At 73.7% G+C, this 26,428-nt stretch carries 24 protein-coding genes; 11 read left to right on the top strand and 13 right to left on the bottom strand.

All coding sequences use genetic code 11. The annotated features are described in order from the left end of the window. Window positions 1-18: 18 nt before the first annotated feature. The 3 genes from ACTVAJ_RS24580 to ACTVAJ_RS24570 all read right to left on the bottom strand — a co-directional run bounded on the left by ACTVAJ_RS24580 (window position 19) and on the right by ACTVAJ_RS24570 (window position 3,230). Complete coding sequence (locus ACTVAJ_RS24580; RefSeq protein ID WP_470390619.1) at window positions 19-591, bottom strand: GNAT family N-acetyltransferase; 573 nt, start codon at window positions 589-591, stop codon at window positions 19-21. 106 nt (window positions 592-697) lie between these two features. Then, entirely contained in the window at window positions 698-2,014 is a 1,317-nt protein-coding gene (locus ACTVAJ_RS24575) for a type III PLP-dependent enzyme domain-containing protein (RefSeq protein WP_470390618.1), read from the bottom strand. Between the two features lie 184 nt (window positions 2,015-2,198). Then, window positions 2,199-3,230, bottom strand: a complete 1,032-nt coding sequence (locus tag ACTVAJ_RS24570) for an ABC transporter substrate-binding protein (protein ID WP_470390617.1) — start codon at window positions 3,228-3,230, stop codon at window positions 2,199-2,201. Between the two features lie 173 nt (window positions 3,231-3,403). Between ACTVAJ_RS24570 and ACTVAJ_RS24565 the strand changes: the two genes are divergently transcribed. The 3 genes from ACTVAJ_RS24565 to ACTVAJ_RS24555 are packed head-to-tail and all read left to right on the top strand — an operon-like array spanning window position 3,404 to window position 6,467. Then, the gene (locus tag ACTVAJ_RS24565) at window positions 3,404-4,504 is read left to right on the top strand and encodes a FecCD family ABC transporter permease (protein ID WP_470390616.1); all 1,101 of its coding nucleotides are present in this window, start codon (window positions 3,404-3,406) and stop codon (window positions 4,502-4,504) included. Further along, the gene (locus ACTVAJ_RS24560; RefSeq protein WP_470390615.1) at window positions 4,501-5,607 is read left to right on the top strand and encodes a FecCD family ABC transporter permease; all 1,107 of its coding nucleotides are present in this window, start codon (window positions 4,501-4,503) and stop codon (window positions 5,605-5,607) included. The genes ACTVAJ_RS24565 and ACTVAJ_RS24560 overlap by 4 nt, the downstream gene beginning before the upstream one ends. After that, on the top strand, window positions 5,604-6,467 hold the full coding sequence (locus ACTVAJ_RS24555; RefSeq protein ID WP_470390614.1) for an ABC transporter ATP-binding protein: 864 nt from the start codon (window positions 5,604-5,606) through the stop codon (window positions 6,465-6,467). Before ACTVAJ_RS24560 ends, ACTVAJ_RS24555 begins: the two co-directional genes overlap by 4 nt. A gap of 118 nt (window positions 6,468-6,585) precedes the next feature. Here ACTVAJ_RS24555 and ACTVAJ_RS24550 read toward each other — a convergent pair whose 3' ends face one another. Next, on the bottom strand, window positions 6,586-7,071 hold the full coding sequence (locus ACTVAJ_RS24550) for an Lrp/AsnC family transcriptional regulator (RefSeq protein ID WP_470390613.1): 486 nt from the start codon (window positions 7,069-7,071) through the stop codon (window positions 6,586-6,588). Between the two features lie 149 nt (window positions 7,072-7,220). Here ACTVAJ_RS24550 and ACTVAJ_RS24545 point away from each other — a divergent pair, with 149 nt between their 5' ends. The 4 genes from ACTVAJ_RS24545 to ACTVAJ_RS24530 all read left to right on the top strand — a co-directional run bounded on the left by ACTVAJ_RS24545 (window position 7,221) and on the right by ACTVAJ_RS24530 (window position 12,826). Beyond that, a complete protein-coding gene (locus ACTVAJ_RS24545) occupies window positions 7,221-8,201 on the top strand; it encodes a DMT family transporter (protein WP_470390612.1) in 981 nt (326 codons plus the stop codon). Further along, on the top strand, window positions 8,194-9,399 hold the full coding sequence (locus ACTVAJ_RS24540; RefSeq protein WP_470390611.1) for an amino acid aminotransferase: 1,206 nt from the start codon (window positions 8,194-8,196) through the stop codon (window positions 9,397-9,399). Before ACTVAJ_RS24545 ends, ACTVAJ_RS24540 begins: the two co-directional genes overlap by 8 nt. A 358-nt stretch (window positions 9,400-9,757) precedes the next feature. Further along, complete coding sequence (locus tag ACTVAJ_RS24535; RefSeq protein ID WP_470390610.1) at window positions 9,758-11,779, top strand: PhoX family protein; 2,022 nt, start codon at window positions 9,758-9,760, stop codon at window positions 11,777-11,779. Window positions 11,780-11,995: 216 nt separating this feature from the next. Next, window positions 11,996-12,826 carry a methyltransferase domain-containing protein gene (locus ACTVAJ_RS24530; protein ID WP_470390609.1) on the top strand — a complete coding sequence of 277 codons (831 nt, stop codon included), beginning with the start codon at window positions 11,996-11,998 and terminating at the stop codon, window positions 12,824-12,826. 39 nt (window positions 12,827-12,865) lie between these two features. Here ACTVAJ_RS24530 and ACTVAJ_RS24525 read toward each other — a convergent pair whose 3' ends face one another. Beyond that, window positions 12,866-14,164, bottom strand: coding sequence for a cytochrome P450 (locus ACTVAJ_RS24525; protein WP_470390608.1), 1,299 nt, complete (start codon window positions 14,162-14,164; stop codon window positions 12,866-12,868). A 76-nt stretch (window positions 14,165-14,240) separates the two neighbouring features. Continuing rightward, window positions 14,241-14,324, bottom strand: coding sequence for a cittilin family RiPP precursor (locus tag ACTVAJ_RS24520; RefSeq protein WP_470390652.1), 84 nt, complete (start codon window positions 14,322-14,324; stop codon window positions 14,241-14,243). A 321-nt stretch (window positions 14,325-14,645) separates the two neighbouring features. On the opposite strand from ACTVAJ_RS24520, the gene ACTVAJ_RS24515 reads away from it, so the two are divergent. Next, entirely contained in the window at window positions 14,646-15,698 is a 1,053-nt protein-coding gene (locus ACTVAJ_RS24515) for a DUF2293 domain-containing protein (protein ID WP_470390607.1), read from the top strand. An 87-nt stretch (window positions 15,699-15,785) separates the two neighbouring features. Here the strand turns inward: ACTVAJ_RS24515 and ACTVAJ_RS24510 are convergent, their stop codons facing one another. Together ACTVAJ_RS24510 and ACTVAJ_RS24505 are read right to left on the bottom strand one after the other, a co-directional pair. After that, entirely contained in the window at window positions 15,786-18,245 is a 2,460-nt protein-coding gene (locus ACTVAJ_RS24510; RefSeq protein WP_470390606.1) for a PEP/pyruvate-binding domain-containing protein, read from the bottom strand. Then, complete coding sequence (locus ACTVAJ_RS24505) at window positions 18,187-18,672, bottom strand: MarR family winged helix-turn-helix transcriptional regulator (RefSeq protein ID WP_470390605.1); 486 nt, start codon at window positions 18,670-18,672, stop codon at window positions 18,187-18,189. The genes ACTVAJ_RS24510 and ACTVAJ_RS24505 overlap by 59 nt, the downstream gene beginning before the upstream one ends. Before the next feature lie 163 nt (window positions 18,673-18,835). Here ACTVAJ_RS24505 and ACTVAJ_RS24500 point away from each other — a divergent pair, with 163 nt between their 5' ends. Continuing rightward, window positions 18,836-19,261: a hypothetical protein gene (locus tag ACTVAJ_RS24500; protein ID WP_470390604.1), complete on the top strand. Its 426-nt coding sequence runs from the start codon at window positions 18,836-18,838 to the stop codon at window positions 19,259-19,261. 3 nt (window positions 19,262-19,264) lie between these two features. Here the strand turns inward: ACTVAJ_RS24500 and ACTVAJ_RS24495 are convergent, their stop codons facing one another. After that, complete coding sequence (locus ACTVAJ_RS24495; RefSeq protein ID WP_470390603.1) at window positions 19,265-20,188, bottom strand: ketopantoate reductase family protein; 924 nt, start codon at window positions 20,186-20,188, stop codon at window positions 19,265-19,267. A 257-nt stretch (window positions 20,189-20,445) separates the two neighbouring features. On the opposite strand from ACTVAJ_RS24495, the gene ACTVAJ_RS24490 reads away from it, so the two are divergent. Beyond that, window positions 20,446-21,126, top strand: a complete 681-nt coding sequence (locus tag ACTVAJ_RS24490) for a pyridoxamine 5'-phosphate oxidase family protein (RefSeq protein ID WP_470390602.1) — start codon at window positions 20,446-20,448, stop codon at window positions 21,124-21,126. Between the two features lie 153 nt (window positions 21,127-21,279). On the opposite strand, the gene ACTVAJ_RS24485 is transcribed toward ACTVAJ_RS24490, so the two are convergent. From ACTVAJ_RS24485 to ACTVAJ_RS24475, 3 genes are all read right to left on the bottom strand, one after another. Beyond that, complete coding sequence (locus ACTVAJ_RS24485; RefSeq protein ID WP_470390601.1) at window positions 21,280-21,789, bottom strand: pyridoxamine 5'-phosphate oxidase family protein; 510 nt, start codon at window positions 21,787-21,789, stop codon at window positions 21,280-21,282. Between the two features lie 88 nt (window positions 21,790-21,877). Continuing rightward, entirely contained in the window at window positions 21,878-23,194 is a 1,317-nt protein-coding gene (locus ACTVAJ_RS24480) for a multidrug effflux MFS transporter (protein ID WP_470390600.1), read from the bottom strand. A 288-nt stretch (window positions 23,195-23,482) separates the two neighbouring features. After that, entirely contained in the window at window positions 23,483-24,082 is a 600-nt protein-coding gene (locus tag ACTVAJ_RS24475) for a helix-turn-helix domain-containing protein (protein WP_470390599.1), read from the bottom strand. Between the two features lie 204 nt (window positions 24,083-24,286). On the opposite strand from ACTVAJ_RS24475, the gene ACTVAJ_RS24470 reads away from it, so the two are divergent. Further along, window positions 24,287-25,165 carry a class I SAM-dependent methyltransferase gene (locus tag ACTVAJ_RS24470; protein WP_470390598.1) on the top strand — a complete coding sequence of 293 codons (879 nt, stop codon included), beginning with the start codon at window positions 24,287-24,289 and terminating at the stop codon, window positions 25,163-25,165. Window positions 25,166-25,222: 57 nt separating this feature from the next. Here the strand turns inward: ACTVAJ_RS24470 and ACTVAJ_RS24465 are convergent, their stop codons facing one another. Next, complete coding sequence (locus ACTVAJ_RS24465; protein ID WP_470390597.1) at window positions 25,223-25,939, bottom strand: nuclear transport factor 2 family protein; 717 nt, start codon at window positions 25,937-25,939, stop codon at window positions 25,223-25,225. Window positions 25,940-26,428 lie beyond the last annotated feature (489 nt).

Raw genomic sequence — 26,428 nt, 5'->3', positions numbered from 1 at the left:
GGGCCGGGGGCGGACCGGTCAGCCGCGCAGCGGCATGATCAGGCTGTGGTGGCGTCTCCAGCCCTCGTGCGGGGCCAGGTCGCCGACGTGCCGCCACCCGTGGCGCAGGCTCAGGGTGAGGGCGTGCCGGTTGCCCTCGGCCACCAGGGACGCGGCGCGCTCCTCGGGGCGGCCGGAGAGGAACGTCGGCAGGCCCCGCTCGACGAGTCCGCCGCGCCTGAAGGGCGCGCGGATGAGCGCCTCGCACACGGCCAGGGTGCGTCCGGGGCGCTCGTCGGTCATGTCCGCGGCGTCCACGCCCGGGGCGGGGGTGAACCCGTCCCACCAGCCGGTGGTGCTCGGCAGGGTGTACCCGTAGATGAATCCGGCCAGCTCGCCGCCCGTGTGCCCGACGGTCATCCGGAAGCCGGGGCGGGTCGCGCTGAAGGCCAGCCGTTCGCCGAACGGCGGGTCGTTGTGGTCGGGCAGGTGCAGGGCGTGGGCGTAGACCTCCTCGTAGGCCGAGACCCAGGGGGTGAGGTCGGCCAGGACGTCGGCACCGGTGAGGTTGCGGAGGTCGAGCTGCGTGGTGGCGGGGGCCGGTGCGGCCATGGCGGGCTCCTGTGCGGGGGAAGGGATGCGGGGGAAGGGACGGGTGGTGCGTGGACGGGGGTGCATGCCGAATGACCGGCATGTTAATTAGGGCAGGCTAACCTAATCATGTCAAGGGTGCGGCGTGGGAGGTGTTCCGCGCCACAGTCGCGACCGGCGCCCGGCGGGTCGTGACGGTCACGCGCGGCGCCCCGGGGTGGCCCAGGAACGCCGGCATCGCGAACTCGTGCCCGTAGGCGCCCGCGTTCGGGAAGACCAGCACGTCGCCGGCGCGCACGGACTCCACGCTCACGTCCCGCGCCAGGACGTCCTCGGGCGTGCACAGCTCACCGGAGACGGTCACCGGGACACCGGCCGCCTCCGGGCGGGGCAGCGCCGAGGGCCACGCGCGCCCCGGCAGGACCGCGAAGTTGTGCCGGATCTCCCACGACGTCGGCAGCTGGAAGTGGTTGATCCCGCCGCGCACCACGGCGAAGTGGCCGCCGTAGGACGACTTCACGTCCGTCACACGGGCCACGTACCAGCCGGTCGGCGCGGCGATCCACCGTCCCGGCTCGAACACGACCTCCACGCCCGGGTCGCCCAGCTCGGTGAGCGCGGCGGCGAAGGCCGCCAGGTCGAAGGAGGCGTCCCCCTCCTCGAAGGGCACCCCGAGCCCTCCGCCCACGTCCACGACCCGCAGGTCCACGTCGTGGGCGCGCGCGGTCGAGCGCGCCCACTCCAGGCACCAGCGCACGTAGGCGGCGTGCGCGACGGCGTCGGTGTTGCCGCTGACCGCGTGGACGTGGAAGCCCACCAGGTCCAGACCGGGCAGCAGGGAGGCCGCGCGCAGGGCCGAGGGCACCAGCGGTTCGGGCACACCGAAGGGGCCGGGGGTGCCGCCCATCACCAGGGCGCCGCTCACCGGTACCCGCTCGGGGTTCACCCGCAGCGTCACCGGCAGGACCGTGCCCGCCTCGCGCGCCGCCGCCGAGATCCGGTGCAGCTCCAGCTCGCTCTCGGCGTTGACGACGACGTCCGCGCCCTCCCGTGCGCGCAACCGCGCCAGCCCCGACAGCAGTTCGGGGGTCTTGCCGGGGCCGCTCACCGCGATCCGCCCCGGCCGCGGACCGTCGCGGCGCCCGTCCAGCGCGGCCAGGCAGGCGCGCGCCTCGGACAGGGAGGCGGCCTCGAAGCCGTCCACCGCCTCGGCCAGGTGGGCGAGGACGGGGGTGAAGCCGTTGGACTTGGCGGCGAAGTACACCCGGGCCCAGTCGGGCAGCGCGGAACGCAGCTCCCGAACCCGGTCGGCGGCCAGGGAGGGGTCGTAGACGTATCCGGAGCCGGGGTCGGCGGCGAGCGCGTGGGCGGCCTCGCGCACCCGCTCGGGGATCCGGTCGCAGGGCAGGGCGGGGGCGTTCTCGAAGGAGCGGGGCGGTTCCACGGCGGGGTCCTTCCGGTGCGGTGCGCCGCCCCGGACACCCGGGGTGTACGGGGGGCGACACGACGAAGGGGTCCGTCCGTCGACCGGCGGACGGACCCCGTGAACGGTCTCGTCTGTTGGTGCGTGTGCGTCCGGGCGCCCGGACACGGTCCGAAGCGAAGCGGCGGACCAGGGAAAACGCCGTTCAGCGCTGCGGGTCGACCCCGAAGGTCCCGGCCATGTCGTCGAGCACCGCGTGGGCGGCGATCAGACCGACACCGGAGATCCAGTAGGCGTCGTCGACCTCGGTCTTCTCACCCTCCAGCTCGTCCCACAGCGGGCTGTTGGAGTACTCCTCCCGCTGCTCGGAGACGCCGTCCTGGCCGCCGTCGTCGTAGGCGGCGACGAAGATGCGGTCGGCGTCCAGGTCGAGCAGGCGCTCCTGGCTGTGGTAGGTGACGATGTCCTCGGCCCCGGTGGAGGTGCCCTCGCCGGACGGCAGGCCCATGTCCTCCAGGATCACGCCGATGTAGGAGTTGCGGGTGTACAGGCGCACCCCCTCCGCGTCACCGGCGAAGCGGACGATCGAGACGGTCGGTGCGTCGCCGCCCTCGGCCTCGGCGATCGCCTCGCCGATCGCGGCGGCCCGCTCCTCGTACTCGGCGATCAGGGCCTCGGCCTCGTCCTCCGCGCCCAGCGACTCGGCGGTCAGGCGCAGGTTGTCCTTCCACGTCGCGCCGGTGGTCTCCGACATGACGGTCGGCGCGACCTCGCTCAGCTGGCCGTAGCCGTCGCCGTGGCGCACCTCGGCGGACAGGATCAGGTCCGGCTCGGTACCCGCGACCAGCTCGGGGCTGATGTCCCAGAGCAGGCCGACCGGCGCGGCCCCGTCGTGGGTGCCCGTGTTCCAGTCGCTCTCGACGAGGTACCCGGGCAGCTCCTGGGTGTCCTCGGAGAAGGTCGTGAAGCCGACGACGTTGCCGCCCAGGGCGAGCGTGGCGTCCACGTACGTCGAGTCCAGCGGCAGGACCCGCTCGGGGGCGTCCGGGATCTCGGTCGCGCCCAGGGCGTGCTCGACGGTGCGCGGGAAGCCCTCGGCGGAGCCGCCCTGGGCCGCGCCGTCGTCGGAGGCGTCTTCGGAGGGGCCCGCGGCACCGCAGGCGGTGAGCAGGGTGACGGCCGCGGCGACGGCCGCGGCGGGCAGACCCGCGCGGCGCAGGAGCGTGGAGGATGACATGAGGCAGCTCGCAATCGGGGTCGTGACTCGCCATCGCGACGGTGCGAACGGGGGAGCACTGCCGCCGGCGATGTGTTGTCCCAGGCCGGGACGTGGCAAACTTAGATCATCATCGTATGGCTAGGCAAACCTAAGTTAGGTTTACCTGGCCCTCGTCATGAGGGGAGCAGTGGGTGAGTGACACCCCCGGGGCCGCAACCGCCGACCCCGTCACCACGGCCGGGAGCCCCACCACCCCCGGCACCGACGGCCCTCCGCGCACGGGGGTGATCGGCGCCCGCCGCGCCCGCCGTGTCGCCGGTCTGGCCCTGCTGGTCGGGGTGCTCGCGCTCGCGGCGCTGAGCAGCGTCCTGATCGGGGCGCGCACACTCGACCCCGCAACCGTCTGGCAGGCGCTGTCCCACGCGGCCGGTGACGAGGCCAACATCATCGTCAACGAGATCCGCCTGCCGCGCACCGTCCTCGGCCTGCTCGCCGGGATCAGCCTCGGCCTGGGCGGCGCGCTCATGCAGGGCCACACACGCAACCCCCTGGGCGACCCGAGCATCCTCGGCGTCACCTTCGGCGCGGCCTTCGTGGTGGTCCTGGGGATCCACTTCCTCGGCGTCACCGACCTGCGCACGCAGTCCTGGCTCGCGTTCGCGGGGGCCGGAACCGCGGCGGTGGTCGTCTACCTCATCGGCTCGGTGCCCGGCCGCGGACCCACACCCATCACCCTGGCCCTGGCCGGGACCGCGGTGAGCTGGCTGATGTACTCACTGGTCTCCGGGATCGTCCTGCTCGACCAGGCCACCATGGACAACTTCCGCTTCTGGCGGGTGGGCTCCCTGACCGGCCGCGACCCCTCGATCATCCCCCAGATGATCCCGTTCGTGGCCGTCGGCGTCGTCCTCGCGCTCGTCAACGCCCGCGCGCTCAACGCCCTGGCCCTGGGCGAGGACACCGCCCGCGCCCTGGGCTTCCGCGTCGGCCGGGCCCGGGCCACCGGCCTGGTCGCCATCACCCTGCTCACCGGTGTGACCGTCGCCGCCTGCGGCCCCATCGCCTTCGTCGGGCTCATCGTCCCGCACCTGGCGCGGGCGATGGTCGGCTCCGACCACCGCTGGCTGCTGCCCTACTCCGCCCTGCTCGGCGCCGTCCTGCTCATGGCCGCCGACGTGATCGGCCGCTTCCTGGCCCCTCCCGGGGAACTCCAGGTCGGTGTGGTGCTCGCCCTCCTGGGCGCCCCCTTCTTCATCTACGTCGTCCGACGCAGGAAGCTTCTCGCCCTATGAGTTCCACGATCTCCCCCGCCGGCCCCCACGCCCCGGCCCCCTCCTTCCCGCGCCCCGTGCGCACCCTGCGGGCGGGGCCCCTCTGCCTCCCGCTGCGCCCCCGCCCACTGGTCGTCTCCCTCCTGACCTGTGTGGCGATCCTCGTCCTGGTCAGCCTCAACCTGGCCATGGGCGACACCCCGGTCTCCGTCCCGCAGGTGTGGGCGAACATCGTCGGCACCAGCAGCGACCAGTACTTCACCATCTGGCGGGTGCGCATGCCCCGCGTCGTGGTGGGCCTGCTGGCCGGGGCCGCCCTGGCCGCCGCCGGGGCCATCACCCAGACCCTCATGCGCAACCCCCTGGCCAGCCCCGACCTGCTCGGCGTCACCCACGGCGCGAGCGCGGGCGTGGTCGCGGTCATGGCCTTCGGCGGCAGCTACGGCATCGTCACCGGCCCCCTCGCCGACGTCGGTGTCCCGGCCGTCGCCCTGGCGAGCGGGCTCCTGGCCGGTGTCCTGTGCTACGGGCTGGCCTGGCGTTCGGGCGTGGACGGCTACCGGCTGCTCCTGGTCGGTGTGGGCCTGTCCGCCGTCCTGATGAACGTCACCCTGTGGATGCTCACCCTCGGCGAGGTCACCGACAGCGGCCGCGCCATGGTGTGGATCGCGGGCAGCCTCACCATGCGCACCTGGCCGGACGCGGTCCCCGTCGCCCTGGCCCTGCTCGTGTGCCTGCCCGCCGCCCTGGTCACGGCCCGCACCCTGGACGCCCTGGCCTACGGCGACGACGTGGCCCGGGGGCTGGGCGTGCGGGTGGAGCGGGCCCGGACCGGACTGCTGGTCCTGGCGGTGCTGCTCGCCGCCTTCGGCACCTCGGCCGCCGGCCCCATCCTGTTCGTCGCCCTGGCCTCACCGCAGATCGCGCTGCGCCTGGCCCGCGCGCCCCGTCCGCCGGTCCTGCTCTCCGCCCTGGTCGGGGCCGCGCTCGTCTGCGGGGCCGACCTCCTCGCCCGGAACCTGTTCGAGACCATCCAGCTCCCCGTGGGCGTGGTCACCGGCAGCCTGGGCGCCCTCTACCTCATCTACCTCCTCGTCAGCGGCAACCGAAAGGCCCAGGCGTGACCACGACCTCCGGCAACCCCACGCACGTCGACGCACCGGCCGCCTCCCGACCCGCCCCCGACGCCCGCGCCCGGCTGACCGCCCGGGGCCTGACCCTGGCCTACGACGACCGCACCATCGTCGACGGCCTGGACGCCGACATCGTCGAGGGCACCATCACCTGCGTCATCGGCCCCAACGGCTGCGGCAAGTCCACCATGCTGCGCGCCCTCGGGCGGCTCATGCGCCCCCGCGCGGGCGTGGTCGAGCTGGACGGGCGCGACATCCACCGCGCACCCACCCGGGAGGTCGCCCGGGTCCTGGGCATCCTGCCGCAGCAGCCGACCGCTCCCGACGGGCTGACCGTGGCCGACCTCGTCGCCCGGGGCCGCCACCCCGCCCAGCGCTGGTACCGGCAGTGGTCGGGGGACGACCACCGCGCCGTCGCCGACGCGCTCGACCAGACCGGTCTGCTGGAGCTGGCCGACACGCCGCTGGACGAGCTGTCGGGCGGGCAGCGCCAGCGGGCGTGGATCTCGATGGTGCTGGCCCAGGGCACCGACCTGCTGCTGCTGGACGAGCCCACCACGTTCCTGGACCTGGTGCACCAGGTCGACGTGCTGGACCTGGTCCGCGACCTGCACCAGCAGGGCGGACGGACGATCGTCATGGTGCTGCACGACCTCAACCTGGCCGCCCGCTACGCCGACACGATCATCGCCATGCGCGGCGGCAGGGTCGTGGCGAGCGGTCCGCCGGCCGAGGTGCTGACGCCGGAGCTGCTGGCGGAGGCCTTCGGGCTGGAGGCCGTGGTCGTGGAGGACCCGGTGACCGGGGGGCCGATGGTCGTCCCCGTGGGGCGCAGTGGGAGCGTGTCCTAGACCGTCGGCGGGGGTTCGGCGCCCCGTGCGCACGGCGACGGTGCGACGGCGCGGAGCACCCCCAGGGGGCTACGGCGCCGACGTACCCGGCCGGGGCACGGCACGGCCGACCAGGCGTTCAGCGCGTGCGGCCACGCGGGCGCGGCGTGTCCGGGCGCGGATAGACCTTGGACCGCTTGACGCTGCCGAAGGCGAAACTGGACTCGATCGACGCGATGCCGGGGATGGCGTGGATCCGTGTGCGCACGAGGACCTCGTACTCCTCCAGACTCGCGATGACGACTCGGAGCAGGTAGTCGCTGCTGCCCGCCATCAGGTAGCAGTCCTGGACGTGTTCGATGAGACCGACGTGCTCCTCGAACACGCCGACGGCCTCGGCGGTGTGGCGCTCCAGGCGGATCCGCACGAAGACGGTGATCGGCAGGCCGAAGGCGACCTGGTCGACCATCGCCGTGTAGCCGCTGATCAGGCCCGACTCCTCCAGGCGGCGTACCCGGCGCAGACAGGGTGAGGGGGAGAGCCCGACCCGGTCGGCCAGGTCCTGGTTGGACAGCCGTCCGTCCGCCTGCAACTCGTGGATGATCCGCAGATCCACAGTGTCCATCGTGACTCCTTGGCAGATTCTGCCCCACAGGCTAGGCCTGAGGGGCAGAAGTAGCAATCGGCTGCCCCGCCAAAAGCTCTACCGTTGCCTTCGTCGATAGGGCGGAATGTCGGTTTCGCTCGGGCGGATCGGAGCGGGAGGAACCTTCGGTGACGGTGACGGACACGGCCGGGACACCGGCGGCGGGTAGGCGGACGCGCTCCCCGGCGCCCCGCGCGGGCCGGCGCGGCGGACTCTCCTCGCGGGCCGCCGGAATGCTGGCGCTGCTGCTCACCGTCACCATTTGGGCGGGGTTCGCGCTGAGCGCCCGCGCGCTGGGCGCCTCCACGCTGTCGCCCGTGGACGCGGCCCTACTGCGCTTCGGTGTGCCCCTCGTGGTCCTGGCGCCCGCCCTGTGGCGGCGCAGGCGCCGCCTGGTCGCGGTCCGTCCCGGTCCGGCGGCCAAGATCATCTGCGGTGCGGGGGTGCCGTTCTTCCTCGCGGCGATGTACGGCGGCTCGCTCACCTCGGCCGCGTTCGTCGGGGCGATCGTCCCCGGGATGGTCCCCCTCTTCGTCTCCGCCCTCATGGTCGCGGGCGGCAGGAGCGCACCGCGCGGCACGCAGCCGGTCGGACTGGCGCTGATCGTGGTCGGAGCCGTGGCTCTGGTCTGGCGGCACACCGCGGCGCTGGACACCGACGTCCTGCTCGGTTCGGGAACGCTGCTCGTGGCCAGCGGGCTGTGGGCCCTGTACACGGTGGGACTGCGGGAGGTGGACCTCGACCCGGTCGGGTCCATCGGACTGCTGTGCCTGCCCTCCTTCGCCGTCGTGGGGACGCTGGCCCTGGCCGGGGTCCTGCCGACCGGCCTGGCCCGGGCGACCGCCGCCGACCTCGCGCTGTTCCTCGTCGTCCAGGGCCTGGGGGTCGGCCTGTGCGCCGGTCTGCTCTACGCGTTCGCCATCCGCCGGCTGGGGCCCGAGACCAGCTCGGTCGTCGGCAGCCTCAGCCCGGTCGCCGTGGTCCTGCTCGCCGCCCCCCTGCTGGACGAGGCCCCGACCCTGTCCGTCCTGGTCGGCGTTCCCCTCATCGTCACCGGTGTCGTACTCGCCAACCGACGTCCCCGACCCGAGGATGCCAGCGATGCTTGAGCTTCTGCCCTCCCCACCCCCCGACCCCCTGTTCGACCTGGAGGCCGAGTTCGCCGCCGACACCAGGCCGGACCGGCTGAACCTCGTCCTCGGCGTCTACCGCGACGACACGGGGTCCACCCCCGTCATGGCAGCGGTCAGGGAGGCCGAGCTACGCCTGGCCGAACGCTCCGCCTCCAAGGAGTACCGCGGGCTCTCGGGCAACACCTCCTTCAACCGGGCCATGCTGTCCATGGTGCTGGGCGACCGATCCCTGACCGGTCGGGGGACGGCCGTCCAGACCGTGGCGGGTACCGGGGCCCTGCGTCTGCTGGCCGACCTCGTGCGCCGGACCCGGCCGGGCGCCGCGGTGTGGATCAGCGACCCCGCCTACGTCAACCACCGTCCCATCCTGGAGGGTGCCGGCCTGCGGGTCCGAACGTACGGCCGGCCCGACTCCGCGGGGCTCCCGGGCGCGGCCGGGATGCTCGACGACCTGCGCTCCGCACGGCGTCACGACGTCGTCCTGCTCCAGGGCTGCTGCCACAACCCCACGGGGGTCGACCCCTCCCCCGAGGAGTGGGACGACCTGGCCGGGCTCGCCGAGGCGAACGGCTGGGTCCCCTTCGTCGACCTGGCCTACCACGGGCTCGGCGACGGCCTCGAGGCCGACCTGCGGCCCACGCGGATGCTGGCCGAACGGCTGCCCGAGGTGCTGATCGCCGTCAGCTGCTCCAAGAACTTCGGCCTCTACAGCGACCGCACCGGGTGCGCCATCGTCCTGGGATCGTCGCGGCGGGCACTGCGCAACGTCGAGACGGCGCTGCAGAACGCCGCGCGGACGCTGTACTCGATGCCGCCCGAGCACGGGGCCGCCGTCGTCACCGCCGTTCTGGAGGACGAGCGGCTGCGGGCCCTGTGGCGGGCGGAACTCGACGCCATGCGCGACCGCATCACGGCCAACCGGGCGGAGCTGGCCGCCCGCCTGAGCGCGCTCGGCTGCGCTGAGCAGGCGGCGTCGCTGGCACGGCAGAAGGGCATGTTCTCGATGCTGGCGCTCACGCCGGAACAGATGGGCGCGATGCGCAGGCGGTCGGGTATCTACGGCACGAACTCGGGGCGCGTCAACGTCGCGGGCCTCCCGGCGGAGCGGATCCCCTTCCTCGCGCAGGGCATCGCCACCGCCCTGGAGGCGGCCGGGGCCGCCGCGTCCGTCTGATTGCCGACCGCGGCGGACGCGGCTCGCGCGGACGCCGCGCGCCGTGGTCGCCACCCGGCGGGGCGGCCCGCGAAGAACACGGCCGCGGGGGGTCTGGCGTGAAACGCTCCGGTACGTCATGATCACGTTCGGTGTCGACTGTGTGTGTCCAGGCCGATCAGGAGCCCCACCACCCAGGGATGAGACGGAGTTGTAGGGGCGTTCACTTCGGTTTCACCGATGTGTGTGAAAACTCGGTCAGGGTCGAGACCGGCCGGTGGCTCCGTCCGCCGGTTGACCAGCATCGTCCTTCGTGCCGTCGGCCGGTTCCCCGCCCGGAACGGGCACGGAGGGGTAGTCACGATCCCGAGGAGAACGTGTGTCCGAGTCCGCGCCCCGCCGCCGCTCGCTGCCCTTGATCGGCCAGGTCGGTGGCGGGCGTTCCCGCGCCACGTGCAGACTGCGCTGTGGTGACGCCTGCTTCCACCCCGCCCCCAACACCAGCGACAACGCCTACTTCGGTGACATCTTCCAGAAGGTGGTCTCCCGCCGTGCGGCGCTCCGCACCAGCGCGGTCACCGCCGGCGCCGGCGCACTCGGCTTCGCCGCCCTGAGCCCCGCCGCCGCCGACCGCGGGCCGAACCGCCCGCACCCCAACCCCCGCGCCACGTTCCACAGCGTGCTGCCCAACAACGACGACCAGGTCACCGTCCCCAAGGGCTACGACCAGCACGTCATCGTCCGCTGGGGCGAGCCGGTCCTGCCCGGGGCACCCGAGTTCGACCTCGACCACCAGACCGCCGAGGCCCAGGCGCAGCAGTTCGGCTACAACTGCGACTACGTGGGCTTCCACCAGCTCGACGACGACAACGCCCTGCTGTGGGTGAACCACGAGTACACCAACGAGGACCTCATGTTCGCCGGGTACCCCGGTGGAGACGGGGCCGACCCCGAGCAGATCCGCGTCGCCATGGCCGCGCACGGCGGCTCGCTGGTCGAGATCGAGCGTGTAGACGGCACCGGCCAGTGGCGGCTGAAGGGGGGCGAGCGTTCCTTCAACCGCCGCGTCACCGCCACCACCCCCTTCCGGATCGCGGGTCCGGCGGCCGGCCACGCGCTGCTGCGCACCGCGGCCGACCCGGAGGGCACCGAGGTCCTCGGCATGCTCAACAACTGCTCGGGCGGCATGACCCCGTGGGGCACCTTCCTCAGCGCCGAGGAGAACTTCAACCAGTACTTCAACTCCGCCCCCGGCACCCCCGAGACCAACCGGTACGGCCTGTCCACCGGTGCCTCGCGCCGCCGCTGGGACCGGGTCGACGAGCGCTTCGACCTCTCGAAGCACCCCAACGAGGCCAACCGGTTCGGCTACGTCGTCGAGATCGACCCGCTCGACCCGCAGGCCGCGCCGGTCAAGCGCACGATGCTCGGCCGGTTCAAGCACGAGGGCGCCAACACCCGCCTGACCGAGGACGGCCGCGTCGCCGTGTACATGGGCGACGACGAGCGCTTCGACTACATGTACAAGTTCGTCAGCGACGGCCGCCACATCGAGGGCTCGCGCCGCCACAACCTGTCCCTGCTCGACTCGGGCACGCTGTACGTGGCCCGGCTGGAGGGCAACAGCCCCGCCGGGGAGATCGACAACTCCGGTGGACTCCCCTCCGACGGCGCCTTCGACGGCACCGGCGAGTGGATCCCGCTGTGCACCGCCACGGAGAGCTTCGTCGAGGGGTTCAGCGTCGCCGAGGTGCTCGTGTACACCCGCCTGGCCGCCGACACCGCGGGCGCGACCAAGATGGACCGCCCCGAGGACTTCGAGGCCAGCCCGGTCACCGGCAAGGTCTACTGCGCCCTGACCAACAACTCCGCCCGCGAGCCCGGCCAGGTCGACGAGCCCAACCCGCGCGGCCCCAACCGCTACGGCCACATCCTGGAGATCATCGAGGCCGACAGCGACGCCGCCGCGACCTCCTTCACCTGGAACGTGCCCATCATCTGCGGTGACCCCGAGGACGACGACACCTACTTCGCGGGCTTCGACAAGTCCAAGGTCATGCCGATCTCCGCCCCCGACAACCTCACCTTCGACGCCCGGGGCAACCTGTGGATCTCCACGGACGGCCAGCCCGGCAGCCTGGGCTACAACGACGCCCTCCACGTGGTGCCCGTCGAGGGCCGCTTCCGCGGCGAGCTCAAGACCTTCGCCACCGTCCCCGTGGACGCCGAGGCCTGCGGCCCGTTCGTCACCCCGGACAACAAGACCGTCTTCCTGGCGCCGCAGCACCCCGGTGACGGCGGCACGCTGGAGGCGCCCACCAGCACCTGGCCCGACCGCGAGTTCCCGCGCCCGTCGGTGGTGTGCATCTGGCACCCGCGCGGTCGCGACGTCGGCAGGTAGCCGCCGTCCCCGCGGAGGCGATCCCGCACGTCGGACAGGGGTTCGTCCGCCGTGGGCGTCGTTCGGCGGTGGCGGCGCGGCCCCTGTGCGCGGCACCCGCCCCGCGCGATGGCGGGTGAGGGGAGGGCCCGGGCACCGCACGGTCGGTGGCCGGGCCCGGCCATGTTTCCCGGACCGGTGTTGACACACACGTTCCGGTCGACCGCAGAATGGCCCATGACCACGAACCCCCCAGCCCCCGACGGTGACGTCTCCGTCGACGCCGACCCCGTGTCCGCCTCCACCGAGGCCACCGACCGGCTCGTCTCCCGCCTCGACCTCTTCGACCGGCGGCCCGAGGCCCGGGCCCTGCGCGACCGGATCACCGAACTGCTCGCCCTCGCCCCCGGCGACACCGTGGCCGACGTCGGCTGCGGCTCCGGCCTCGCGGTCGCCGAACTCGCCGACGCCGGACTGGCGGCGGTCGGGATCGACCCGGATCCGCGGATGCTCGCCCACGCCCGCGACCGCCGCCCCGACCTGGACCTGCGCGAGGGGGGCGCCCACGAGCTGCCCTTCGCCGACGGAGCCCTGTGCGGCTACCGGGCGGAGAAGGTCTACCACGTGGTCGACGACACGGCCCGCGCCCTGGCCGAGGCCCACCGTGTCCTGGCACCGGGCGGCCGGCTGGTCCTGGCGGGACAGGACTGGGACACCTACGCCGTCGACTCCGACCACCCCGACACCACGCGCGCGATTCTCCACACCAGCGCCGACGCCCTGCCCTCCCCGCGTGCTCCGCGCGCTCAGCGCGGCCTGCTGCTGGAGACGGGGTTCGAGCGGGTGCGCGTCGAGGGCCGTGTCCTGACCTTCACCGACGACGACGTCCTGGGCATGCTGCTGGGCATGGCCCGCGCCGCGGTGGGCGCCGGGACCGTCAGCGAGGAGCGGGCCCAGGAGTGGACGGCCGACCAGCAGGACCGCGCCCAGCGCGGGCGGCTGTTCGTCGCGATCACGTTTTTCCTGGTCAGTGCGGTGAAGCCGGCCGGAGAGGCGGCCAAGGCCTAGGTGCTCGGCCGGGTGGGCCGACGGCCCACCCGGCCGGGTTCACGGCGCCGGGACCGGGTGTTCCCTGCGCACGACCGCCCGGACGCCCACCGGCTGGAGCGCGAGCGCGGGGCGGGGCCGCACCCGTTCGGCGCCGACCGGCTCCAACCGCACGCGCGCCCGCAGCGCCGAGGCGATCACCTCGATCTCGCGCAGGGCCATGGCGGCCCCGACACAGCCGCGCTGACCCCCGCCGAACGGGAAGAACGCGTAGCGGTGGGCGGAGCCGCCGCCGTCCAGCCACCTCTCAGGACGAAAGGACGCGGGCTCGGCGAACCACCGCTCGTCCCGGTGGGTCACCCACTGGCTCAGCCCCAGCACCGTTCCGGCGGGCAGCACGTACCCGCCAGCCTCGAACGGGCGCACGGTCTCCCTGCTGATCACCCACGCGGGCGGGTACAGCCGCATGGCCTCCTTGGCGGCGGCACCGGCGAAGTCCGTCCCCTCTCCGCCGGGACGCCCGCCCTCGGCCACCCGCCCGTCCGCCTCGGGTTCCCCGCCCAGGGCGAAGAACAGCCAGGTCAGGGCGTCGGCCGTGGTCTCGTAGCCCGACATCAGCAGTGTCGCCAGTTCGTCCCTGACCTCCGCGAACGGCGGAGGTGGATCGGCCTCCAGCAACCGGCCCAGCGCCGTGGTCCCGCCGTCGGGCCGGTGCTCCTCGACCAGCTCCGCCAGCACCCGGTCCAGGGCCCGCAGGGAGCGGCGCAGCTCCAGGTTGACGGGGGTCGGGACCCAGCGGGGCAGCCGCGGAGCCGAGGTCAGCCGCATGATGGCGCCCACCGCGTCGGACAGGGCCCGCCCGCGCGATCCTCCCAGTCCGTGCCCGGCGATGTGCTCGGCACCCACCCGCATGGCCAGGTCGGACATCGCCTCGTGCACGTCGATCTCCTGGCCGTCGTGCCAGGTGTCGACCAGCCGCGCGACCGCCTCGCGGGCCGCCTCCTCCAGGTCGGTCAGCCGCCCGCTGCGGAAGGCGGGCCGCAGACGGGCGCGCTTGCGCTCCCAGTCGGCCCCCTCGCTGTTCATCGTCGCGAGCGGGAAGCCCGTTCCGCCCCGGCGGCGGGTACCCGGCCGGAGCTTGACGACGGTCTCGCCCCGGTCCACGAGGGCCCGGCCGATGTCGTCGGGGTGGGCGAGCAGGACGTTCGAGGGGGTGAGTGTGACCACGTCGCCGTGTTCGCGTGCCGCCCGGGTGAGGAAGCCCAGGGGGTCGAGGGCGTAGTCGGCGACGTTGGCGGTGCCGCGCCCGTCGCGCGGCCCCGGGGGAGTGCGCCCCGGGGCGGTCGGGGAGGCCGTCACGTCGCGCGCTCCGGGCACGGGGCGGACCCGCGCCGCGAGGGCGGCACGGGTCCGGGGAACTGGTCCACCAGTCGGCCTAGTAGTAGATGTAGGGGGCGGTCAGCCGCTGGTCGTCCACGAGTCCGAGCTTGGCGGCGATGCGGTAGGCGACTCTCTTCATGGCACGGGTCCCTTCCGTGGGGGTTCCGGCACCTGTGCGGGGCCGGATACCGGCGGAATCTATCGAGCGCCGTTCGGGCGAACAACTGTCCTGGAGGTGAGGTGCGTCTGTCCATCCGGTGCACTGGACCTGGCGGCAGGGGGGAGGCTCCCGATCTGACCTGCCCCGATCCGGGGCTGGTTGGCATCTGTTCGGGAAAACTCAGCGGAAGGTGACATCGTGTTCAGGTCATGTGCTTTCGGAACTCCTGGTGTCCAGGGCATGGCGGGGTACTAGGGTGGTGCGCTGCCGGAATGGACGAGCGCGGAGGGACGGGGCATCGTGGCCGATCTGGGGACCAGGCTGGGGCGCCGGGTGGTGGCTGCCGCCGACGCGGCGGTCGCGCGGCGCGGGGCGGTGTCGGTCCTGGACACCTTCACCGCGCTGGGCTGGGTCACCGACCGTGCGGTGGACACCTGGCGCCAGGGGCGGGCCGACGCGCTCCAGGACCTGGTCCAGGCGCCCCCGGACAAGCAGCGCGCCGCCGTCGCGCTGCTCGCGGTCTGGGCCGGGGAGCACGCCATGGAGCCGCACGAGGGCGAGTACCGGGCCGCCACCCGCGACCGCCGTGAACTGAGGTTCACCGCCTCCGCGGACCCCGACGACGAACGCGGGTTCCGTGTCCACTGGGTGTCCCCGGGCGCGACCGCGGCCCAGCGCGGAAGGGAGGAGCGGCGGCGCGCGAAGGTCCCCGACCTGGAGGTCCGGGAGGCCGACGGGCCGTGGGAGTGCGCCGACTGCGGCCTGACCGTTGCGGGGCCCGCGCTGGTCGAGGACGGTGTGCCGCACTGCCTGACCTGCGTCGACCTCGACCACCTGGAGTTCCTGCCCGCCGGGGACGCCACCCTGACCCGCAGGGCGAGGAAGGAGAGCGTGCTGTCGGCCGTCGTGGTGCGGTGGGTCCCCTCACGCAAGCGCTTCCGCCGCCTCGGCCTGCTCGTGGAGGAGCGGGCCCTGGTCGCGGCCGAGGAGTCGTGCCTGGCCGACGAGGACGCCCGGGCCCGCCGCCGCGAACGCGACGCCGTGCGCCGCGCGGCCCGGGACGCGGTGTTCCAGGAGCGTTTCGCCGCCGAGATCACCCGGCTCTTCCCCGGCTGCCCCGCCGACCGCGCCCGGAGGATCGCCGAGCACACGGCTGTGCGCGGCAGCGGCCGGGTGGGCCGCTCCGCGGCCGGACGCGACCTCGACCCAGGGGCGGTGCGCCGCGCGGTCGTGGCCTCCGTCCGCCACGAGGACACCCCCTACGACCGGCTCCTCATGGACGGGGTGCCCCGGGAGGAGGCCCGGGCGCGGATCGCCCACGGCATCGACCGCGTCCTTGACGGCTGGACCTGACCGTCGCGCGGCCCGTGCCGGAGGTCGTCGGCGCCGGTCCCGGACCGGCGGCCGCGACGGATCCGGCGGGTGCCTCCGGGCGACCCGTCAGGCCTCCCCGCCCCCGTCCGGCTCGACGGTGACCGTGCCGGACGTGCCGTCGACCGTGATGACCTGGCCCGTGCGGATCTGCCGGGTGGCGTCGCGCACGCAGATCACGGCGGGGATCCCGTACTCGCGGGCCACCGTCGGACCGTGCGCCACCGGGGAACCGGTCTCGGTCACCAGCCCGGCCGCCGTCATGAACAGCGGTGTCCACCCCGGGTCGGTGGTCGGCGCGACCAGGATCTCCCCGGGCTCGACGTGCGCCCCGGACGGGTCGCGGACCACCCGCGCCCGACCGGTGGCCCGGCCCGCCGCCGCGGCCATGCCGGGCAGTGTGCCCTCCTCGGGCTCCGGACGCGGGACGACCGTCTCCACGTCGGTACCGTCGGACATGAGTAGGGCCGGGACGCTCGGGCGGCGCACCTCCCGGTCGTAGACGGCCCGGCGCCCGGCGGCCAGGGCCCGGTGGTCGGCTCCGTCGTGGACGGCCGTGCGCACCTCGTCCATTCTGAGGAACATGACGTCGTCGCCTCGATCCAGCAGGTCCCGTCGTACCAGGTCCGCGCCGATGAGCAGGAGCTGGCGGCGCATCTCGGCGAACGGGATGAGCCAGGAGAACTTGGCGAGCTCGCGCGATCCGGTGAGCTCGCGCGACCGGCGCATGGCCAAGGAGGCGATCCGCCCGCGGACGGGTCGCCGGGCGCGCCCGCGCAGCGACAGTTCGCTGATCGTCCGGCGGGCCCGCACCGCGGCCCTGGCGAACCTGCGGTCGGGCGCCTGCCCGGGGTCCTCCACCCGCAGGTAGTTGGCCAGGGTCGCGAACAGCGGGGCGGGGTCCTCCGCCCAGCGCGGCATGCCGATGTCGACCTCGGCCGCCGCCCGGTGGCCGTACACCTCCAGGAAGCCCGCCAGGCCGATGTCGGGCAGCGCGCCCCGGTGGTACATGTCGGCCAGTTCGGCGGGATCGGTGTTCAGGAGCAGGTCGCGGTGCTCACCCGCGTTCCCGGCCAGCTCCCACAGGGCCAGGTCCATCTCCGTGGTGACGTTGTGCGGCATGCCGCCCAGGACGGCGTCGAGCTCCTCGTCGGTGGCCACCCCGTCGAGCAGGGCAGAGGGGAGCAGGCCGAGGGCGATACCGGCGAAGGTCGGCCAGACCACGTCCATCATGGGGGCGCCCAGGATGGGGGCGTAGGCGTCCTCGCTGACGAAGTCGAGCCGCTCGGCGGTGGTGGCCTCCGGCCCGGGGCGCGGCTGGCTCCGGAACTCGCCGAGCGCCCGGGCCGCCCTGGCCCTGGCCCTCGCGGGGCGGGCGATCGTCGCGGCCATGTGCGCCACGGCGGTCGGCAGCAGCCGGGCGGTGAACCTCAGGGCGGGGCCCGGGGCGAAGGGCAGCCCGGGGACCGGCGCGAACCGGGGATCGTCCATGAGGTACTCGACGGCGCGTCTGACCTGCGGGCCGTAGATCCCCATGCTCTGGGGGACCCGCCCCCGTACCGGCGCGCTGCGCATGAAGTCGGTGAGGTCCATGTACAGACGCCCCCCGACGAGTGTGAGGATCGAGGCCCCCTCGCGTGGGTCGACCTCGATGCCGTAGACGGAGCACCACTTCACCCAGATGTGCATCATGCGGTCGATGCCCATGGGGGTGAACGGCCGGAGCATGCCCTGGATGTGCCCGGCCTCCATGTACAGGCGCGGGCCGGGCTTCCCGACGTCCGGGGGGAGGGGGAAGAGGGTGGTGATCGGCCGGGACTGGAGCAGCCACAGCACTCCGTCGGCGTCGTAGGCCCACTCCACGTCCTGCGGGGAGCCGAAGTGCTCCGCCAGCCGCCTGCCCGCCGCACGCAACTCCTCCAGTTGCTCCGCGGTCAGGCATCCGTCCTCGACCGGTGCGGCCGGTGCGCCGTCCGCCAGGACGTGGTGGTCGGGGACGACGCTGCCCTCGACCACGGCCGTGCCCGGCCCGGGGGCGGCGTCCACGACCATGCGGGAGCGGCTGCCGGTGAGCGGGTCGGCGGTGAAGAGCACCCCGGCGACCCGTGCGTCGACCATCCGCTGGACGACGACCGCCATGTGCGTGTCGGCGCGGTCGATCCCGGCGGCCTCGCGGTAGGCGACCGCGCGGTCGGAGTCCAGCGAGGCCCAGCAGCGGCGCACCGCCGCGACCAGTTCCCCGGTTCCGCGCACGCCGAGCACGGTGTCCTGCTGCCCGGCGAAGCTGGCGTCGGGCAGGTCCTCGGCCGTGGCGCTGGAGCGGACGGCGACCGGCCCGCCGCCCAGCCGCTCGTAGGCGGCGGCGAGCTCGTCCTCGGGTACCGTTCCCGACCTGTGCGCCTCGGTGGTCAGGCAGAAGCCCGGCGGCACCCGTTCGCCCGACGCGATCATCTCGCCGAGTCCGGCGGCCTTACCGCCCACCGTTGCGAGCAGCCGCGCGTCGACCGCGTCCAGCCCGATCACGTTCATGCCGAAACCTCCTCGCCGCCTCGGCCGACAGCTCCGTCGCGCGGAGCACCGAGGCGCGCTCGTCGTCGTCCGGGTGGTCGAGCAGCTCCAGCCGGGCCCGGGCGCGGACGGCGTCGATCCGGCGGAGCACCGCGTGCCCGCCGCCGCTGAGCCGGCCCCGCCGGACCCGCCGGTCGTCGGTGTCCTCACGGCGTTCGACCAGGGCACGGCGGACGAGCTGGTCGACGAGGCGGCTGGTACGCGACTCCGAGCGGCCGATGAGGGCGGCCAGCTCCTTCACGGTCGGCCCGTCGCGGCGTTGCAGCGCCTGGAGCAGCGCCAGGTGCACGAGCCGCAGGTCGTCGGCCTCGGTCGCGCGGAGCGTGGTGTGGAGCAGGTCCCGCTGGATCTCGCCCAGGACGCGCATCAGACGTTCGTGGTCGTTCATGTGCCGCAGGGCATCAGCTGCTGTTCAGCACATAACCTACGCCGTTCCCCCGCCGGGGGCCAGAGGGCCGAAGGCCCGTTGCGCACGGCCTTTGCGCCTCCTGGGCGGCCGTGGTCGAATCGTCCTGCCACGCCCCGGAAACGAGTGCGTGAAAGGGGTGCCCGTGAACGTTGGCCCCCGGTGGTGGGTGTACCCGGTCAACACCCTGATCGCGCCGGTCGCGGGGATGCGCCCGCACCGCCGCGACGTCGACCCGCGCTGGATCGGCCGCGCGCGGCTGGAGACCTGGTCCGAGGGCGCGGAGCGGGCCAGGAGGGTCCGCCGCGCGCACGGCCCCGGCCGCTTCCTCGACCTGCCCCACGGCGAGCTGACCGCCGAGCCGGTCGGGGTGGCCGAGCGGGCGTGGCACGCCCTCGGAGCGGGGTTCGACGCCGAGTCCCGGGCCCGGACGCCGCGCCACATTCGGCGCGACCGCAGGAGGAACCCGGGCGGGCACCGGTACGGACCGGAGCGCCACGGGATCGACCCCGACCGGGTGCGCGCCGTGTTCGGCCCCGACCCGATCGGTGCCGGGGCCGCGCGCGGCTGAGACTCAGGAGTCCCGGCTGGCCGAGTACACGCTCAGGTGGGTGTGGGCCAGGGAGAACAGGGGAGTGGACACCCCCAAGTCGCGGGCGCGGCGGACCAGGTCGCCGACGATGTGGTCGGCCTCCACCGGGTTCCCGTGCGTCAGGTCCCAGTACATCGAGGTACTGGTGTTGCCGCTGGTGCTGGAGATCGCCGACCGGGCCCAGCCCAGGAACTCCTCACGGGGCGGGTGGCCCGCCGCGGTGGCGGTCGCCACGGCCTCGGCGGTCATCGCGGCGGTGAACTCCGCGCCGCCGGGCGCGCGGTTGACCGGTCCGATCGGGCCGCGCATCAGGCAGTTGCAGGCGCCCATGGTCGCCAGGAAGACCCACTTCTCCCACATGCGCTGGAGGATCCCGTCGGAGGCCGTGGCGGTGAACCCGGCGCCGTCCAAGACGGCGTGCACGCGCTCCAGCGGTTGGACGGGGGTCTGGCAGAGCGGGCCGTAGACCAGTTCGGCCAGGTCGCCGACCCGCTCGACCTCTCCCTCCCCGCCCAGGCGCGTCTGCACCAGCCCGACCCCGCCGTAGACGCGGTCGGCGCCGAACCGCTCGACCAGGACGTCGACGTGGCGCATGCCGTTGAGGAAGGGCACCACCACCGTGCGGGGGCCGACGGCGGGTGCCAGGTCCTTGAGTGCGGCGTCCAGCGCGTAGGCCTTGACCGCCAGCAGCACCAGGTCGTAGTCGGCGCCGACCCGGTCGGCGGTCACCGCCGACACCGGGGTGGACTCCACGTCTCCGTCCAGGTCGCGCACGCGCAGGCCGCGCTCACGCAGGAGCTCGGCGCGCGCGGGTCGGACGAGGAAGTCGACGTCGCGACCGGCACGCGCCAGACACGCCCCGAAGTAGCCTCCGAGCGCGCCCGCGCCCACGACCAGAATCCGCATGGTTCTCCCACCCCGTCCTCGGTTGTCGCCGCAAAACGTATGACGACCGGACGGATCATCGCAAGGGCGGTCCCCGTCGGAAGGGGTACGGAGGCGCGCTGAGAGAAACGGAGGATGATCATGGTGTGTGAATCGGTTGCAAATTTGCGAAGAATCAACTGATTCAGTTTTCTCGTGGCTTTTTTACAACAGAATCAGTAGGATCGCCCGGGTAGGTTCCCCGAGGGAAGCCGTCACGGCTTCGGAAGAGCTGATCCATGTCCCCCACCCCCCACCTCCCGCCGCCGTCCGCCACCGAACGGACCCGGCACCGGCGCCTGCGCGAACAGGGCGGCACCGACCGCGCCGAACTCGACGCCGTCCTCGCCGCGGGCTTCGTCTGCCACATGGGCGTCGTCGTGGACGGGAGCGTCCTGGTCGTACCCACGGTCTACGGCGCGGACGAGCGTACCCTGTACCTGCACGGCTCCGTGGCCAGCCGCAGCCTGGTCGCCGCCCCCGACACCGAGGTCTGCGTGACGGTGACACACGTGGACGGGCTGGTGCTGGCCCGCTCGGTGTTCGAGCACGGCGTCAACTACCGCAGCGCGATGGTCTTCGGCGTCCCGCGCCTGGTCGAGGACCCCGAAGAGAAGCTCACCGGCCTGCGGGTCCTCACCGAGCAGTGCGCACCCGGCCAGTGGGGGTACGCCCGCCTGCCCGACCGCAAGGAGCTGGCCGCCACCGCGCTGCTCGCGCTCCCGCTCGACGAGGCCTCGGTCAAGACCAGCTCCGGTCCGCCGGAGGACGGCGAGAGCCCCGACGCCGCCCTGGGACTGTGGGCCGGAGAGCTCCCGCTGCGCACGGTGTGGGGTGAGCTGGTGCCGGACCCGGCGTTGGCCCCCGGGATCGGGGTGCCCCGGCACATCTCCGAACGCCAGGGCACGCCCCTGGGCTGAGGCCGCCCGCTCAGGGCGTGTACCGGCCCTGTCCGTGTTCAGCGACCGCGCCGCGTCCGCCAACGACCAGTCGGCCTCCTCCGACCCGGGAGTTCGAGAGGCGGAAGGCCGTCAGGCAGGCGACGCGGCCGTCCGCCGCGCCGGTCCCCTCGTTCAGGCGTCGAACCGCCACCGGGTGGGGCCGTGCGGTGCGCCGTCGGAGGGGAACGCGTAGACCGTCGTCGGCACGATCGTGTACACGGCGTACGGCGGGGGACCGGCGGTCGGCGCGCCCTCCGACCCGGTCAGCACGCCCTCACCGGCCTCCGGCGCCCACCCGTACCGCTCGGCGTAGGCGCGGGCGACGCGGCCCGCCCGGGCGCGGTCCAGGATCCGCTGGGCCGACCCCTCCACGACCAGGTCCATCCCGCCCGCCTGGAAGGCCAGGCTCACCTCCGGCGCGGCCGACAGCAGGTTCGCCTTGGCGGTGCCCTCCCCCGACGCGAACCACGGCTGCCCGGACGTCCACACCGCGAGCACGGGACGGGTGTGCGGACGCCCGTCGGCGCGGGTGGCCGTCAGCCAGTAGGTGCCGGTGTGGCTCTCCAGGAGGGGGAGGATCTCGGCCCACGTGCCGGGCGCGTCGCCGGTCAGGGCCTCGGCGCGGGGGGTCTGGGGTGTCACGGGGACTCCTTCGCGGTCGCTCCTGCGTGCGCGCACCACACTAGACCGGGGGTGTGACACACGCGGGGACCCACGCTGGCCGCGCCGGTCAGCGTTCCCGCCGGTGGACCAGGAACACGGAGACGGCGAAGACGGCGAGCGCGCCCGCGGCGGTGGCGACCATGACGGCGGCCATACTCGACAGCGTCACCGGGCCGAACAGGCCCGCCGTGGCCGCCAGCGCCGAACCCAGACCGAACTGCACCGTCCCGAGCAGCGCCGACCCGCTCCCCGCGACGCGCGGCGCCTGGCCGTTCAGGGCGAGCGCGGTCGCGTTCGGGGAGACCAGGCCGGTGCAGACCATCATGGCGAACAGCGCTGCGGTCACCGTGGCCAGGTCGGCCGGCCCGAAGGCCGCCAGCAGCGGCAGCGCGGCGACCGAGGCCAGGGACCCGACCAGGCCCAGCGCCAGCCGCCGGTGGATCTCCACACGGCGCGCCAGGGCGACGTTGAGCTGGTTGCCGAGGACCATGCCGAGCGTGGTCACCGCGAACACCGCGCTGAACTGCTGCGGTGTGGCGTCGAACCGCGACTGGGAGACGAACGAGAACGCGGAGATGTACGTGAAGCTCATCCCGAAGCTCAGTGCCAGGGTGAGCGTCGGTCCGGTGAACCGGACGTCGCGCAGCAGACGGGCGAACAGCCGCAGCTGGGCGGCCGCTCCGAGGCGTTCCCTGCGGTCGGCGGGCAGGCTCTCCGGCAGGGCGAGGAGGACCAGGGCGAGCGTGGCCAGGCCCACCGCGCCCAGGGCCGTGAAGATGAGCCGCCAGGACCCCAGGACCAGGAGCTGACCGCCGAGGACCGGCCCGAGCATCGGGGCGAGCCCGGCCAGCAGGACGAGCCGGGAGAAGAACGCGGCGGCCGCGTCGCCGTCGAACACGTCGCGGACCACGGCGCGCGCGACGACCAGACCGGTGGCGGCCGACAGGCCCTGCGCGAACCGCAGCGCCACGAACGCCTCCACACTCGTCACCAGCACGCAACCGAACGTGGCGGCGGTGAACACCCCCATGCCGACCAACAGCGGCCTCCGCCGCCCCCAGCGGTCGCTGAGCGGGCCCGCCACGAGCTGGCCCAGCGCCAGGCCGACCATCACCGAGGTCAGGGTGAACGTGACGCTGGACTCGCTGGTGCCCAGGTCGTCGGCGATGTCCGGCAGAGCGGGCAGGTAGAGGTCGGTGGCCAGCGGGCCGATCGCGGACAGCACCCCGAGGACGAGCACGAGCATCGCCGCCTGGCGGCGCGGGCGCGTGACCGTGCGCCCCTGGGACGGGCGGGGGAGGCCGGACCCGGTGGCCGGGTCGGGGGCCGGCCGGTCGGAGCGGACGGGAGAGCGGTGTTCCGGGCGTGCGGAGAGCAGGGTCAAGGAAGGCTCCAGCGCTGGGCGGGACGAGGGCGGTCGCGACGCGACGCGTGTGTGGCGCGGGAACCGCCTTCGGGCGGAGCGCCGGGGAGACACCGCTCGGAGCGGTGCCACCCGCGTCCAACACGGCGCCCGGGGCGGCCAGTCCCCGCGGCGCGCGCCGATCCCCGTGATCACCGCCACGCGTCGCGGTCCCCCCGGCCACGGGCGCCTCCGCGCGCTGTGACGACCCGCATGCCGGTCACCGGCACGCGGTTCGCCGCGCCGGTGGTAGTGGATCCGAGACCCGCCTCAGCCGCCGCGGGTGTCGTTCTTCGCGGGCCGGGCACGGACGTGGACGCGCTCACCCTGCTTGCCGAAGAGGCTGAGGATCTCGGCGGGGCGCTCACCGTCGGTCCCGAACCAGTGGGGGAGCCGGGTGTCGAACTCGGCCGCCTCCCCCGCGGTGAGGAGCACGTCGTGGTTGGCCAGGACCAGACGCACCCGGCCGGAGAGAACGTAGAGCCACTCGTACCCCTCGTGCGTGCGGGGCTCGGGGGTCTCGCGCGAGGCGGGCAGGATCATCTTGTAGGCCTGCAGCGGCCCGGGGAAGGTGGTCAGCGGCACCACCGTGTTGCCGTGCGCGCGCCTGGGCCGGAGCCGTACGCGCGGGTCACCGACCTCGGGCGCGCCGACCAGCTCGTCCAGGGGGACCTGGTGGGCCTGGGAGATCGGCAGCAGGAGTTCGAGGCTGGGGCGGCGCTGTCCCGACTCCAGCCGGGACAGGGTGCTGCGCGAGATACCGGTCATCTCCGACAGCGCGGCCAGTGTCAGGCCGCGTTCGGTACGCAGCCGCCGCAACCGGGGGCCGACCTCGGACAGGGCGCGGGTGATGGTGGCGGGATCGTGCACGCGTCCATCCCACCCGCCCGGTGCGGACACGGCAAGCGGGCGTGCCGTTTCCGGGAAATCCCGGACGGTGGACGCGGATCGGCGGGCCGCGTCCCGGAACCGGCAACGGAAGTTGTCGTGTCGGGGCCCTCCGCGCACCCTGAGGGTGTTCGCGCCCCGTCCGTGAGGGCCGGGGCGGATCCGACAGGGAGGACGCGAGGCCGTATGGGCGCACACCACCACGGGGACGACATCGACTGGGAGGGCATGGTCGCGCACCTGGAACTCAAGGCGGAGGTGAACGAGCCCTACCTCCGCACGGCCGCCGACTGGCTGCACGGTCTCGTCGGCGCCGACGACCGCGTCGGCCCCGTGCGCCGTGTGCTGGACGTGGGCAGCGGCCCCGGAGCGATCACATGTGTGCTGGCCCGGCACTTCCCCTCGGCGACCGTGGTCGCGGTGGACCAGTCGGAGCCGCTGCTGGCCCACGCCCGCTCACGCGCCGAGGGGCAGGGGGTCGGCGGACGGGTGGAGACCCTGCGGGTGGACCTGCCCGACGACCTGGGGGCGCTCGGCGCCGCGGACGTCGTCTGGACCAGTCAGACCGTCCACCACGTCGGTGACCAGCAGGCGGCTCTGGACGGGCTCGCCGCCACCCTGCGCCCCGGAGGGCTGCTCGCGGTCGCCGAGGGCGGTCTGTCCCCGCGCTACCTGCCCCGCGACATCGGTGTCGGCCGTCCCGGGCTCCAGGCACGCGTCGACGCGGCCTGGGAGGACCGTTTCGCGCAGATGCGGGCCGACCTTCCGGGGGCGGTGGACCAGGTGGAGGACTGGCCCGCCATGCTCGCGCGTGCCGGACTGGTTCCCACGGGGTCCAGGACCTTCCTCGTCGAACACCCGGCACCGCTGGACACACGGGTGCGCGAGTTCCTCCGCCTTCACCTGGAGCACACGGTGGACACCTTCGGCGACGCGCTCGACGCCGAGGACCGTGCCGTGCTGGAACGGCTGGCGGACCCGGAGGCCCCGGACGGCGTGCTCTGGCGACCGGACGCGTTCTACCTGGCGGCCTCCACGGTGCACACCGCCCGGGCCTGCCGTTGAGGGCGGTGGCGGGCGACGGGCGGGCCGAAGCGGGGCGGTGGCCCGTGCGGGCACCGCTCAGTTCCTGGCCTTCCAGTCGATGAGGACGACCCGCTCGTCACCGACGACCCACGCGTCGTGGCCGGGCGGGACGCACGCGAGCTGTCCGGCACGCAACGTGGTCTCGGTGCCGTCGGCCATCCGGCAGCACAGGGTGCCGGACTCGATGTAGGCGCAGTGGTCCAGCATGCACAGGTCGGTGCCGACGGACTCCCTGACGTGGGTGGACCATCGCCATCCGGGGTCGAGGGTCATGCGGACGATGTCCGTGCCGCCGATACGGACGATGTCGGCGCGCCCCGGACCCAGCGCCTCGCTCCCGGTCGGCGCGTCGAAGTCGCCCACCTCGATCCCGGTGGCGTGCTCCTCGTCCCAGGCCTGCACGGTGGACTGGTGGATGATACGGCCGTCCCTCAGGTCCAGCATCGTCATGCTCATGACCTTGCTGCCGTCGGGGTAGGCGCACCGTTCGGTGTAGGCGGCGTGGTCGCCCTCGACGACGCACTGGAGTACCTCGTGGCGCATGTCCCTGGCGAACAGCTCCCGCATGGTCGCCCCGATGGCGTCCCTGCCGTGCAGCACGGTGGGGGCGCTGGGCGGGGTGCGCCGGTCGAACATCTCCAGTTCGGCGTCGTCGGAGAACTGCGCCAGGAAGGTGTCGGCGTCGCGTGACTCCACCGCGCGCTTGAGCAGTTCGGCGTCGAAGGGTCGGGCGGTCTCAGCTGCGGCGGACATGATCCGCCTCCTTCCGGACAGGGGTTCCCGTGGGGCGGTTCCACCCTCTCCTCCAGCGTGCGCCCCACGCTGGTACCGGTTCGCCCAAGAAGCGGTCACGTGAGGGTCAGCCGCACGGCGCCCGCACACTATGGTTCGGTGCTTTCCCTTTTCCGCTCGGTTTCCGTGGTTCGGCGGGACTGTTTCGGGGCGGTTCCGCGTTTCTCACCGGCGGTGCCACGGATTGGGGATTTCGCGTGAACGGAGCCTTCGGTCCTGTGGTGTGGAGTTCGCCGCCACTCCCGGCCGGATGCGGTCAAATAGCACATATAGCCGCCGGGTGCTCGGATTCCTCGTCCGGCGGGCGTGCACGCCCCCGCGGGAAAGCTGAGGCGCGGATGAACCCGAGATCCGTTTCGGGTACGGTGGTGGGCGCCGAGATGCGTTCCCGTTCGGTTTTTCGCACGACTGCTGATCGCCGGGTGGGGCCCGTGGTATTTCCCGTTCATC

This window comes from Nocardiopsis sp. KDC1DS13DA1, from assembly GCF_055632325.1.
Note: the sequence above shows the minus strand (reverse complement) of the source record. Positions and strands in the feature narration are given on the sequence as shown.